Source organism: Staphylococcus sp. 11007852 (assembly GCF_011394325.1).
Lineage (GTDB): Bacteria > Bacillota > Bacilli > Staphylococcales > Staphylococcaceae > Staphylococcus > Staphylococcus agnetis.
Genome location: NZ_JAANBJ010000018.1, coordinates 68,725 through 81,212, shown reverse-complemented (window position 1 = coordinate 81,212; position 12,488 = coordinate 68,725). Strand labels below are relative to the sequence as shown.

Genomic DNA, 12,488 nt, shown 5'->3' with positions numbered 1-12,488 from the left:
GTGATATTATGGCATTAGCTACTTTTGCAGGAGGATGCTTCTGGTGTCTTGTAAAACCATTTGATTCTTACGATGGTGTTGAATCCGTCATTTCAGGGTATAGTGGTGGTCACGTTGAAACCCCCACTTATGAAGCCGTATGCTCTGACACAACAGGTCACGTTGAGGCAGTACAAATAGAATATGACCCGAAACAAATCAGCTATACGCAAATGTTGGATATTTACTTCAAAACATTTGACCCAACTGATAATAAAGGCCAGTTTTTTGATAGAGGCGAACATTACCGCCCAGTCATTTTTTATCATAATGAGGAGCAAAAAGCATTAGCCTTGTCTAAAATTAAAGCATTAAATGATGCTAAAATTTTTGATAAGCCTGTGATTACACCTGTAGAACCGTATAAAAACTTTTATCCTGCAGAGGCCTATCATCAAAATTATTATCAGAAAAACCCGTTGCATTATGCACAATATCAACTCGGTTCAGGTCGCAAAGCATTTATAGAACGACATTGGAGTGATCATCATGATTAAGAAAGATAAAAAAGATTTAACCGACTTAGAATATTTAGTGACACAACAAGATGGTACTGAACCTCCGTTTGACAATGAATATTGGAATCACTATGAAAAAGGTATTTATGTAGATAAAATTTCTGGAAAACCGTTATTTACATCAAATGATAAATTTGAATCAAATTGTGGTTGGCCAAGTTTTTCTAAAGCGATTAACAATGAAGATATCATTGAACTTGTTGATAAATCTTTTGGTATGATTCGTACAGAAGTCCGCTCAGAAGACAGCAATAGTCATTTAGGTCATGTTTTCAATGATGGACCGCGTGAGCTTGGTGGCTTACGATATTGTATCAACTCTGCAGCGATACAATTTATTCCTTATCATAAATTAGAGGAACTTGGATACGGAGATTTAATTCAACATTTTGAACAATAAAGGAGCGATTATGATGTTTAAAAAATTATTTAGTAAAGGAAATGAAGCGCGTAAAGATATTGAAATTTATACGCCAATTACAGGGGAATTTGTTAAAATTGATGATATTCCTGATCCAGTCTTCGCACAAAAAATGATGGGTGAAGGATTTGGTGTTAAACCGACAGAAGGTATTGTTGTATCACCGATTTCAGGTGTTGTAGATAATGTCTTTCCAACAAAGCATGCCATTGGACTTAAAGCTGACAATGGTTTAGAAGTCTTAGTGCATATCGGGTTAGACACTGTCCAATTAAATGGTGAAGGATTTAAAACATTCGTTGAAAGTGGCGATCATGTCAAAGTTGGCGATAAATTAGTAGAATTTGATATCGATTATATTGATCAAAATGCCAAATCAACGATTTCACCCGTAATTATTACAAATACAGACCAAACAGATCACATTTCGATTAAAGATCAAACCACTTTAACTAAAGGTGAATCAAAAGTCATTGAAGTTACGGTGAAATAATGAAAGATGCGTCTTTTTATCATTTCCTCCTCACGGTGAGAGGTCGTCCCAACGAGGAAGGGGCTTTTGCAGAAATGGTGTACGATGATTTCGATTTCCCTAAACAAGAGTCTGACTTTGATAAACTATCTAACTATGTCGAGACGGAAGGGAATTACACACTTTCTATGTCTGTATTTGATACATTATATGAAGAATTCCAAGAATGGCGCCGTTTTTAACGTCTTCCTCTATTCGCATTTAATGTATGTTTTGCAGCATTAACCACGTATACATTTATGATGACAATGGTTCTATATTCGAGGAGTGAGACGAAGAAATCAAATCTATAAACATTTGATTTCATGCTCACTCTTTTTATTTTACATATAAAAGGAAAGGGTGTTACAATGTTGCCTCGTAAAAAACATCATACTGAAAAAAATAAAAAATATGTGTCTTTATCCCACTTTATTATCGGGATTATTTTCACTATTATATTAACAACAATTATCGTTTTAGGCAGTATTTACTTGTGGCATCTTAACACACAAAATCAGCAGGTCGCTGAAAATAGTGATAAATTAACAAAAGTTTATGAAACACTAGCGAAAGACTACTATAAATCCCCAAATAAAGATAAATTATTGCAAAATGCGATTAACGGGATGACAAAAGGGTTAAATGACCCATATACAGAATTTATCCCTAAAGATAAATCCAAAGCATTTAACGAAGATGTTACTGGAGACTTTGTCGGTATTGGTGCTGAGATGCAACAAAAAGGTAATCAAATCATGATTACAAGTCCAATGAAAGGCTCTCCAGCCGAAAAAGCAGGTTTAAAACCAAAAGATGTATTAAAAGCAGTTGATGGAAAATCCATTAAAGGAAAAAGTTTAAATGACATTATTCCTAAGATTCGAGGAGAAAAAGGCACTCAAGTGACTTTAACGATTAAAAGAGGCAACGAATCTAAAGATTTTACTGTAAAAAGAGATACCATTCACGTTAAAAGTGTAGAAGTTGAAACAAAAGGGCAAGTGACTGTGTTCAAAGTAAATAAGTTCCAAGAAGGAACTGCTGGTGAATTAAAATCAGCGATTCAAAAATCTCAAAAATCTGGCGCTAAAAATATCGTTATTGATTTAAGAAATAATCCAGGAGGCCTTTTAGACGAAGCTGTCAAAATGTCTAATATTTTCTTAGATAAAGGTAAAACCGTACTTTATTTAGAAAAAGGTAAACAACAAGAGGCTGTTAAAACATCAGGTAACCCTTTAGAACATGTTTCTGACTTGAATATTTCAATCTTAGTCAACGAAGGGTCTGCAAGTGCTTCAGAGATTTTTACAGGAGCAATGAAAGATTATAAAATCGCTAAAATATATGGCAGTAAAACATTTGGAAAAGGGATTGTTCAAACAACAAGAGAATTTGACGATGGTTCTATTTTAAAATTCACTGAAATGAAGTGGCTCACACCACATAAAACATTTATACACGGAAAAGGGATTCACCCTGATGTAGACATTAAAGGGGCAGCTTTTGAAAAATTAACAGTGATTCCATCTGATCAAACTTTTAAAGAAGGTGACAATAATAAACATGTTACATCTATTAAAGTGGGATTAGACGCATTAGGATACAAAATAGCGTCAAATGATAACCAATACGATGCTTCCCTAAAAGCTGCGGTCATTCAATTCCAGAAAGCAAATAATTTAAAAGTCACAGGAGAATTTGATAAACAATCAAATCAAAAGTTCACACAATTACTTGTTGAAAAAGCAGCTAAAGAAGATCCTGTCTTAGATAAAACGATAAAACAAATTAAGGAGCAATTGAAATGATTAGACATGCTACATTCGATGATATTGACACAATTGTCAATTTAACCGAAGATGCTAAAATACTTATGGACCAAGATGGTAATCCACAATGGGATCACCGTTATCCATTAAAAACACACTTCGAAACAGATATCCAATCCGATAATATGTATGTCTTAGAGGAAGATGGCATTATAAAAGGCTTTATCGTTATCGATCAAAAAGTACCAGATTGGTACAATGACATTGATTGGCCCATCTCTATTTCAAATGCGTATGTCATTCATCGTCTCGTAGCTTCCGCTCAATACAAAGGTGTGGCACAACAATTATTTGATTTTGCATTTGACATTGCACATTCGCATCAAGTAGGCGTAATACTTACAGATACTTTCTCTCTAAATGCGCGTGCACAACGTTTATTTGAAAAGAATGGCTTTATAAAAACGGGAGAAATGACAAGTAATGAATTTCCATTTGATAAAGGCGAACCGTTTTACGCATACTACAAAAATTTGAATGAATAGAGGGTTAATATGGTTAAAATAGCATTTACTGGAGGCGGTACAGTCGGTCATGTCTCAGTTAATTTAAGTTTAATTCCGACTGCACAACAACATGGACACGAAACAATGTATATTGGATCTCATCAGGGTATCGAACGTGAAATGATAACGTCGCAACTCCCACATACACCTTATTTTGCGATATCAAGTGGTAAATTAAGACGCTATATATCTTTTGAAAATGCGAAAGACATCTTTAAAGTGATGAAAGGGATATGGGATGCACGACGTATTCTAAAAAAAGAAAAACCAGACATTTTATTTTCTAAAGGTGGATTTGTCTCAGTTCCAGTCGTACTAGCTGCAAAAACATTAAATATCCCTACAATTATCCATGAATCCGATTTAACTCCTGGATTAGCCAACAAAATCAGTATGAAATTTGCTAAAAAATTATATGTTACATTTGAAGAAACTTTAAAATATGTACCACGTGATAAAGCAGATTTTGTAGGCGCAACAATCCGTGAAGATTTAAAACACGGGAACCCCAAACGAGGCTATGAACGAACAGGCTTCAATGACGAGAAAAAAGTCCTGCTTGTAATGGGTGGAAGCATGGGTAGTTTGAAAATTAATGAAGCGATTCGTCGTCAACTTCCTACATTGCTTAAAACTTATCAAATTGTGCACCTTACCGGTAAAAATCTTAAAGACGAATCTATTAACAAAGAAGGCTATATTCAATATGAATTTTTAAAAGATGAACTTACGGACATCTTAGCAATCACTGATACCGTCATTTCAAGAGCAGGATCAAATGCGATATATGAATTTTTAACGTTAAAAATTCCGATGCTTTTAATTCCGCTCGGTCTTGATCAATCACGTGGCGACCAGATTGATAATGCGAAATATTTTGAAAAACAAGGATACGCATCTATGTTAGATGAATCTGAACTCTCAATTGAAACGTTATGTCCTGAACTTGAAAAAATAGAAAATACACGCCATCAAATTATTCAAAATATGGGCACATTCACTGAAAGTTTAACGAAAGATGCTTTACTTAATAAAATTATTAATGATGCAACATCATCATAAGGAGGCCTATCATGAATCATTGGAAAAGAATTTCATTACTGATTGTTTTTACACTCATATTTGCAGTGATTGCAATGTTCCATGAATCAAGACTAGGTAAATGGATTGATAATGAAGTCTATGAGTTTATATATTCTTCAGAAAGCTTCATTTCTACTTCTATTTTCTTTGGTGCGACTCAAGTGGGAGAAGTATGGGCAATGATGTGTTTATCTTTAATGATGATTGCATTGTTAATGTTTTACAAATATAAAATTGAAGCTTTATTCTTCGCGTTAACGATGATGATATCAGGAGCTACAAACCCAATTTTAAAAAATATCTTTGATAGAGAAAGACCAACTATTTTAAGATTAATCGACATTACAGGCTTTAGCTTTCCAAGTGGTCACGCAATGGGATCGACAGCATTTTTTGGTAGCCTCATTTATATTTGTCGCCGAATTTTAAAAGGTAAATCACAGATGGTGGTTATCGCTTTATGTGCACTCATGATATTATTAATCTCTACGTCTCGCGTATATTTAGGTGTTCACTATCCAACTGACATCATTGCTGGTATTATTGGGGGCTTATTCTGTATCGTTTTAACACAACTGATACTACGAAAACCACTTAAAATATAAGACGAATTAAATATCAATTGTTTAGACGCATTGAAACAGCGCTCTAGCTTCAATCAAAGCCAACAAATTCATTTGTTATATGAACTTTGTTGGCTATTTAAATTGGATTCATTTTGGTATATAGTCATGCTCAATTTGGGTAGACACAAAGTGTATTTGATGATTGTGAATTAAAAATTTGATGCCTCATATTTATAAAAAACAGTATCAATTAGACGCTAAAACTGCGTTATAAATCGTTTAAGGCAGAAAATATAGAGAATGATTAAAGTTTCGCTTTATGTATCATTTAAGGGCTAATTTTCGCATACAAAAAAGCTGCTACACATCGGTGTAACAGCTTAAATTTAACGTTTAATCAAAACGACTATTTTTTTATACGGGCATATAAAAGGGGATAGTACTTGAAAATGCCTCAATCAAAAGAACGAATTGTAGTGGGGGGTCGTTGCGATTGAGAATCATTTTCAATTACATTATACCTTATTGAGAATGATTGTCAATTAAAACCTTTGAAATTTTTGAAAAAACTTTTATCTGTCCTCATTTTGAAATATGATAGAGGTGAGGTGGCATAATGAAAAAGGTACTTATAATAGAAGACGAACAAAATTTAGCACGTTTTATAGAATTAGAATTAAAACACGAAAATTATGATGTAGACATCACAAATGATGGCTTATCAGGCCTTAATAAAGCATTACAACAAAATTACGATTTGATTCTCCTAGATTTAATGCTTCCAGAAATGGATGGTCTCGAAGTCTGCAAACGTCTAAGAGCTCAAAAAGATACACCGGTCATTATGATAACAGCTAAAGGTGAAATTTATGATAAAGTAACAGGTTTAGATATTGGTGCAGATGATTATATTGTTAAACCTTTTGAAATCGAGGAATTATTAGCTCGAATGCGCGCATTGGTGAGACGATATTCGGAAGACCATCAGTCCAACCCTGACATTATTAACATCGATGGCTTAATTATCGATAAGCATGGATTTAGCGTGACATATGAGTCACAAAATATTGAACTCACTAAAACAGAATTTGATTTATTACTCGTATTAGCAGAAAACCAAAACCACGTTTTACATCGGGAGCAAATTTTAGATCATGTTTGGGGCTATGAGTCGGCCGTTGAGACGAATGTTGTAGATGTATATATTCGTTATTTAAGAAACAAATTAAAGCCTATCGGTAAGCAAAAATTAATCGAAACGGTTAGAGGCGTAGGATACGTGATAAGAAAATGAAACAATCCACATTGAAAACAAAATGGACACTTGTAACGACAATTATTACTTTCTTAATTATTTTTATATTTTGCTTACTTATCATTTATGCTATTAGCAGTTTATTGAAACAAAATGAACTTGAAAAAGCTGAACGTAGTGTCGATGACATTTACAATTTATTAGAAACCAAACCCATACAACGTATTACAACAGTGGAATTTAATGCAGTGACCAATAGTTATCAAAAGGTCATCTTGCATGACCACTATCAACGTAAAATTTTTGAAAATTCAAGCACATCATCTATTAAATTTTCACCAGAATTTCATCCTGTTAGTTATAGAAATATCAATATCACAAAAAACGACGAAGGGTCATTTATCATCATTAACACGCCTGTTGATACACCTTATTTTAAAGGGTATGTGACTGTTGTACACTCACTAGAAGTGTATGATGATTTATTAACCTTCATTGCGTATTTAGCATTCATATTTGGGTTAATCGCACTTTTTGTAACAGCCATTATTAGTTACATTTTCTCATCACAAATTACAAAACCTATTAATATTATTACAGAGAAAATGACTCAAATTCGCCGAGATGGCTTCCAAGAAAAATTAGCCGTTCCAACGAATTACGAAGAAACGGATGCACTCATTGACACCTTTAACAGTATGATGATCAAACTAGAAGATTCATTTAATCAACAACGCCAATTTGTTGAAGATGCGTCTCACGAATTAAGAACACCATTACAGATTATTCAAGGTCATTTAAGTTTGATTAAACGATGGGGAAAGAAAGATCCGGATATTTTAGAGGAATCCTTGTCTATCTCAATTGAGGAAATGAATCGCATTTCGAAATTGGTGGAAGAATTATTATTACTAACTAAAAATGATATGGGGAACGCAGAGCATCATATTGAAAAAGTAGATATTAATGAAGAAATAAAAACACGTATTCGAGCTATTCGTAAAATACATGATGCTTATACGTTTACATTTAATACGAATCAAGATTTCATTTATCTAAACATCAATGCCTTTCACTTTGAACAAATTTTACTTATTTTCTTTGACAATGCTATTAAATATGACACAGTTAATAAACAAATAGACATATCGACACGATTCATTAACAATCAAGTATTAATTGATATTACTGACCATGGTACGGGCATCCCTCAAGAGGATATTAATTATATCTTTGATCGTTTTTATCGAGTTGATAAGTCTAGATCGCGTCATCAAGGTGGAAATGGATTAGGTTTATCTATAGCTGAAAAGCTAGTAAAGCAATATCATGGACGCATTTCAGTTCAAAGTGAAGTGGGTAAATTTACAACTTTTACAATTCATTTCAATGCCGGTCAAAACTAGAAATTGCACGGTTTTTTTGCCTTTAAATGTTCACAAATTAATGCTATGATTGTCCTGTAAGCGTTTTTATTTATACTGTGGAGGGTGGATTATGAAGAACGATAAACAGGTGACTGAGGCACCTGTAAACTTCGGAGCGAATCTAGGATTAATGTTAGAACTCTATGATCAGTTTTTAGAAGATCCAAGTTCAGTCACTGAAGATTTACAAGTGCTCTTTAGCACAATCAAAGATGGCGAAGCAACTGTATCACAAAAGTCAAATCAAACAAGCTCAGGGGATAGCACCATTAAACGTGTTATGAGGTTGATTGATAACATTAGACAATATGGGCATTTACAAGCAGATATTTATCCTGTAAATAAGCCTGAACGTAAACATTTACCTAAATTAACAATAGAAGATTTTGATTTAGATAAACAAACGCTCGAAGGTATATCTGCCGACATCGTATCAGAACACTTTAAAGATATTTATGATAATGCATATGAAGCAATATTAAGAATGGAGCAACGCTACAAAGGCCCAATCGCGTTTGAGTATACACACATCAATAATAATAAGGAACGTGTATGGTTAAAACGTCGTATTGAAACGCCGTATAAAGCAAATCTTAATACTGAAGAGAAAAAAGCTTTATTTAAACAACTTGCTCATGTAGAAGGATTCGAAAGATACTTACACAAAAACTTTGTGGGTGCAAAACGTTTCTCTATTGAAGGTGTGGACGCATTAGTACCGATGTTATCACGCACAATTAAACGTGCTTCTGAAGAAAATATTACTAATATTCAAATTGGTATGGCACATCGTGGTCGTTTAAATGTGTTGACACATATTCTTAAAAAACCATACAGTATGATGCTTTCTGAATTTATGCATACTGATGCGATGAAATTTTTACCAGAAGATGGCAGCTTAAATTTAACATCCGGTTGGACGAGTGATGTGAAGTATCATTTAGGTGGTGTAAAAACCATTCATGACCACGGGCATGAACAGCGCATTGTTTTAGCAAATAATCCGAGTCATTTAGAGGTTGTCGCACCAGTGGTAACTGGACGCACACGTGCTTCACAAGATAACACTAATCGTTCGGGCCAAATTGAAACAAACTTTAATCAAGGTATGCCGATAATCATTCATGGTGATGCTGCTTATCCAGGACAAGGGGTCAACTTTGAAACGATGAACCTGGGCAGTTTACATGGTTATTCTACAGGTGGGACATTGCATATTATTACAAATAACCGTATTGGATTCACAACGGATCCTATAGATGGTCGCTCTACGACTTATGCGACAGACGTTGCAAAAGGATATGATGTTCCTATCATGCATGTCAATGCAGATGATGTAGAAGCAACAATTGAAGCCATTGATATCGCTATGGAATTCCGTAAAACATTTAATAAAGATGTTGTCATCGATTTAGTCGGATATCGTCGTTACGGACATAATGAAATGGATGAACCTTCACTTACTAATCCGTTACCATATAAAAACATTCGAAAACACGACACGGTAGATATCATTTACGGTAAAAAGCTTATTGATGAGGGCATTATTACTAAAGAAGATATGGACAATGTCATTTCAAGTGTTCAAAAAGAAATGCGTGAAGCACACGATGCTATCGATAAAAATGATAAAAATAATAATACCGATATGAACATTCCAGAAGGCATTTCTAAACCATTGGAGAGTAATGACAGTGCGCTTTCGTTTGATCGATTAAAAGAAATTAATGATGCAATGTTAACTTACCCTGAAGGCTTCAATGTGTTTAAAAAATTGAATCGTATTTTAGAACAACGACGTCAAGCATTTGATAGCGAAACAGGACTCGTAGACTGGGCGCATGCGGAACAACTTGCTTTTGCCACAGTAATGCAAGAAGGCACACCAATTCGAATGACTGGTCAAGATAGTGAGCGTGGTACATTTAGTCATCGTCACGCTGTATTACACGACCAAGAAAATGGTGATGTTTTCGTTCCACTTCAAAATGTGCCGAATCAAAAAGCAACATTCGATATTCACAATTCACCATTATCAGAAGCTGCTGTTGTAGGTTTCGAATATGGATACAATGTTGAAAACCCATCTTCCTTTAATATTTGGGAAGCTCAATTTGGTGATTTCTCTAATATGGCTCAAATGTATTTCGATAACTTTATTTTCTCAGGAAATGCCAAATGGGGAGAGCGCTCAGGTCTCACTTTCTTCTTACCACATGCGTTTGAAGGTCAAGGACCAGAGCATTCATCAGCACGTTTAGAGCGGTTCTTACAACTCGCTGCAGAAAATAATATGACCGTATGTAACTTGTCAAGTTCAAGTAATTACTTCCACCTGTTGCGTGCACAAGCAGCAAGCTTAAATACGGATGCAATGCGACCGTTAGTCATCATGTCACCAAAAGGATTATTACGAAATAAAACAGTCGCAAAACCAATTGCGGAATTTACTCAAGGTGGCTTTGAGCCAATATTAATTGAAGATTACGATGCCTCAAAAGTTAAAAAAGTCATTTTAGCTACAGGTAAAATGTTTATAGACCTTAAAGAGCGTCTTCAAAAAGAACCTAATCCAGAAATTCTATTAGTCGCAATTGAGCGCTTATATCCTTTCCCTGAAGAAGAAGTGGCACAATTATTATCGTCACTTGAGGGTATCAATACAGTGACATGGGTTCAAGAAGAACCTCAAAACCAAGGGGCTTGGCATTATGTATATCCTATACTCTCACGCATTCTTGATAAAGACATTGCGCTTCAATATGAAGGTCGTAAACACCGTGCAGCACCATCAGAAGGTGACGGAGAAATTCACAAACTGGTTCAAAATATCATTATTGAAAAAAGTTTAAATATCTAGGGGGCATTTGAAAATGGCAGAGGTAAAAGTTCCAGAATTAGCAGAATCTATCACAGAAGGTACCATTGCAGAATGGTTAAAACAAGTTGGTGACACAGTTGAAAAAGGTGAAGCCATCCTCGAATTAGAAACAGACAAAGTCAATGTGGAAGTCGTCTCTGAAGAAGCTGGGACACTTCAAGAATTACTTGCCAATGAAGGTGATACTGTAGAAGTAGGACAAGCTATTGCAGTCGTTGGTGAAGGTGGTGGCAATGCATCAAGTGCAACACCAACTGAAGAAAAATCGAATAAAACTAACGAAGATACTTCAAATCAGAAATCATCTCAAGCAACAGATTCTGAAAAACAAGCGTCCACATCCAATGAGAGAATTAATGCCACACCATCAGCGCGTCGTGCAGCACGTGAAAAAGGTATTAGCTTAAATGAGGTGCAAAGCATCGTACGAAAAGAAGATGTAGAACGAGGTTCAACATCTCAAGCTTCTACAACGCAAGAAAAAGCATCCCAAACAGAAGCAAAACCACAAAAACCTTCTACGCCGTCAAAACCAGTCATTCGAGAAAAAATGACACGTAGAAAACAAACAGCTGCTAAAAAGTTACTTGAAGTGAGTAACCAAACAGCAATGTTAACTACTTTCAATGAAGTAGATATGACAAATGTAATGAATCTACGTAAACGTAAAAAAGAAAAATTTATGGAAGATCATAACGGTACAAAGCTTGGCTTCATGTCGTTCTTTACTAAAGCTGCAGTCGCTGCTTTGAAAAAATATCCAGAAGTGAATGCAGAAATCGATGGAGATTATATGGTAACGAAACAATTCTACGATATTGGTGTTGCGGTATCAACACCTGGTGGTTTGTTAGTACCAAACGTCCGTGATTGTGATAAAAAGAACTTTGCTGAAATTGAAGAAGAAATCGCGAACTTAGCTGCCAAAGCGCGTGATAATAAACTTTCTCTCGACGATATGATGAACGGTTCATTTACTATTACTAATGGTGGTATTTTCGGTTCAATGATGTCTACACCAATTATTAATGGGAACCAAGCTGCGATTTTAGGTATGCATTCTATTATTACACGTCCAATTGCTGTTGATGGAGACAAAATTGAAAACCGTCCTATGATGTATTTAGCATTAAGTTATGATCATCGCATTATTGATGGTAAAGAAGCAGTAGGATTCTTAAAAACAATTAAAGATTTAATTGAAAATCCTGAAGATTTATTATTAGAATCGTAAGAAGCGTAAATAATACTAACCCACCTAGCATTGTTGTGAGGTGGGTTTCTTTAAAATCATTGACACTAAACAATGTGCACAACTCTTTTTTTCTAACACCTTCATATATATCTCAGCACACTACTACAACAATGATGTTTCTGTCATACCACTATAAATGCGAGGCTTAGTGAACTATATAAATCGGACTTTTATGCCTCAACCACATTTAA

Annotated in this window: 12 protein-coding genes; all 12 read left to right on the top strand. The window is 34.8% G+C overall.

The window, feature by feature from the left end:
* Positions 1-8 precede the first annotated feature (8 nt).
* The 12 genes from msrA (at position 9) to sucB (ending at position 12,276) form a co-directional block, all read left to right on the top strand.
* Entirely contained in the window at positions 9-536 is a 528-nt protein-coding gene (msrA, locus tag G8Y85_RS04725; protein ID WP_165805499.1) for a peptide-methionine (S)-S-oxide reductase MsrA, read from the top strand.
* Positions 529-957: a peptide-methionine (R)-S-oxide reductase MsrB gene (gene msrB, locus G8Y85_RS04720; protein WP_037564364.1), complete on the top strand. Its 429-nt coding sequence runs from the start codon at positions 529-531 to the stop codon at positions 955-957. The genes msrA and msrB overlap by 8 nt, the downstream gene beginning before the upstream one ends.
* Positions 958-970: 13 nt before the next feature.
* On the top strand, positions 971-1,471 hold the full coding sequence (locus tag G8Y85_RS04715) for a PTS sugar transporter subunit IIA (RefSeq protein WP_103346001.1): 501 nt from the start codon (positions 971-973) through the stop codon (positions 1,469-1,471).
* Positions 1,471-1,692, top strand: coding sequence for a YozE family protein (locus G8Y85_RS04710; RefSeq protein WP_103346002.1), 222 nt, complete (start codon positions 1,471-1,473; stop codon positions 1,690-1,692). The genes G8Y85_RS04715 and G8Y85_RS04710 overlap by 1 nt, the downstream gene beginning before the upstream one ends.
* Before the next feature lie 168 nt (positions 1,693-1,860).
* Positions 1,861-3,303: a S41 family peptidase gene (locus tag G8Y85_RS04705; RefSeq protein ID WP_241954770.1), complete on the top strand. Its 1,443-nt coding sequence runs from the start codon at positions 1,861-1,863 to the stop codon at positions 3,301-3,303.
* Positions 3,300-3,809, top strand: coding sequence for a GNAT family N-acetyltransferase (locus tag G8Y85_RS04700; RefSeq protein WP_103346004.1), 510 nt, complete (start codon positions 3,300-3,302; stop codon positions 3,807-3,809). The genes G8Y85_RS04705 and G8Y85_RS04700 overlap by 4 nt, the downstream gene beginning before the upstream one ends.
* Before the next feature lie 9 nt (positions 3,810-3,818).
* A complete protein-coding gene (locus G8Y85_RS04695; RefSeq protein WP_103346005.1) occupies positions 3,819-4,892 on the top strand; it encodes an undecaprenyldiphospho-muramoylpentapeptide beta-N-acetylglucosaminyltransferase in 1,074 nt (357 codons plus the stop codon).
* 11 nt (positions 4,893-4,903) lie between these two features.
* Entirely contained in the window at positions 4,904-5,518 is a 615-nt protein-coding gene (locus tag G8Y85_RS04690; RefSeq protein WP_037564378.1) for a phosphatase PAP2 family protein, read from the top strand.
* Between the two features lie 577 nt (positions 5,519-6,095).
* Entirely contained in the window at positions 6,096-6,773 is a 678-nt protein-coding gene (locus tag G8Y85_RS04685; protein WP_037564380.1) for a response regulator transcription factor, read from the top strand.
* Complete coding sequence (locus G8Y85_RS04680; protein ID WP_107401174.1) at positions 6,770-8,140, top strand: HAMP domain-containing sensor histidine kinase; 1,371 nt, start codon at positions 6,770-6,772, stop codon at positions 8,138-8,140. The genes G8Y85_RS04685 and G8Y85_RS04680 overlap by 4 nt, the downstream gene beginning before the upstream one ends.
* A 91-nt stretch (positions 8,141-8,231) precedes the next feature.
* Positions 8,232-11,021 (top strand): 2-oxoglutarate dehydrogenase E1 component, encoded by a 2,790-nt coding sequence (locus G8Y85_RS04675; RefSeq protein ID WP_107370929.1) that lies wholly within the window; start codon positions 8,232-8,234, stop codon positions 11,019-11,021.
* Between the two features lie 13 nt (positions 11,022-11,034).
* On the top strand, positions 11,035-12,276 hold the full coding sequence (gene sucB / locus G8Y85_RS04670; protein ID WP_107368656.1) for a dihydrolipoyllysine-residue succinyltransferase: 1,242 nt from the start codon (positions 11,035-11,037) through the stop codon (positions 12,274-12,276).
* The last annotated feature ends 212 nt before the right edge of the window (positions 12,277-12,488 follow it).

Excerpts from the sequence above, each read along its gene's own strand:
- G8Y85_RS04695 (WP_103346005.1), top strand. The coding sequence starts at position 3,819 with ATGGTTAAAATAGCATTTACTGGAGGCGGTACAGTCGGTCATGTCTCA.
- G8Y85_RS04705 (WP_241954770.1), top strand. The coding sequence starts at position 1,861 with ATGTTGCCTCGTAAAAAACATCATACTGAAAAAAATAAAAAATATGTG.
- G8Y85_RS04700 (WP_103346004.1), top strand. The coding sequence starts at position 3,300 with ATGATTAGACATGCTACATTCGATGATATTGACACAATTGTCAATTTA.
- G8Y85_RS04685 (WP_037564380.1), top strand. The coding sequence starts at position 6,096 with ATGAAAAAGGTACTTATAATAGAAGACGAACAAAATTTAGCACGTTTT.
- G8Y85_RS04690 (WP_037564378.1), top strand. The coding sequence starts at position 4,904 with ATGAATCATTGGAAAAGAATTTCATTACTGATTGTTTTTACACTCATA.
- msrA (WP_165805499.1), top strand. The coding sequence starts at position 9 with ATGGCATTAGCTACTTTTGCAGGAGGATGCTTCTGGTGTCTTGTAAAA.
- msrB (WP_037564364.1), top strand. The coding sequence starts at position 529 with ATGATTAAGAAAGATAAAAAAGATTTAACCGACTTAGAATATTTAGTG.
- G8Y85_RS04715 (WP_103346001.1), top strand. The coding sequence starts at position 971 with ATGTTTAAAAAATTATTTAGTAAAGGAAATGAAGCGCGTAAAGATATT.
- G8Y85_RS04710 (WP_103346002.1), top strand. The coding sequence starts at position 1,471 with ATGAAAGATGCGTCTTTTTATCATTTCCTCCTCACGGTGAGAGGTCGT.
- sucB (WP_107368656.1), top strand. The coding sequence starts at position 11,035 with ATGGCAGAGGTAAAAGTTCCAGAATTAGCAGAATCTATCACAGAAGGT.
- G8Y85_RS04680 (WP_107401174.1), top strand. The coding sequence starts at position 6,770 with ATGAAACAATCCACATTGAAAACAAAATGGACACTTGTAACGACAATT.
- G8Y85_RS04675 (WP_107370929.1), top strand. The coding sequence starts at position 8,232 with ATGAAGAACGATAAACAGGTGACTGAGGCACCTGTAAACTTCGGAGCG.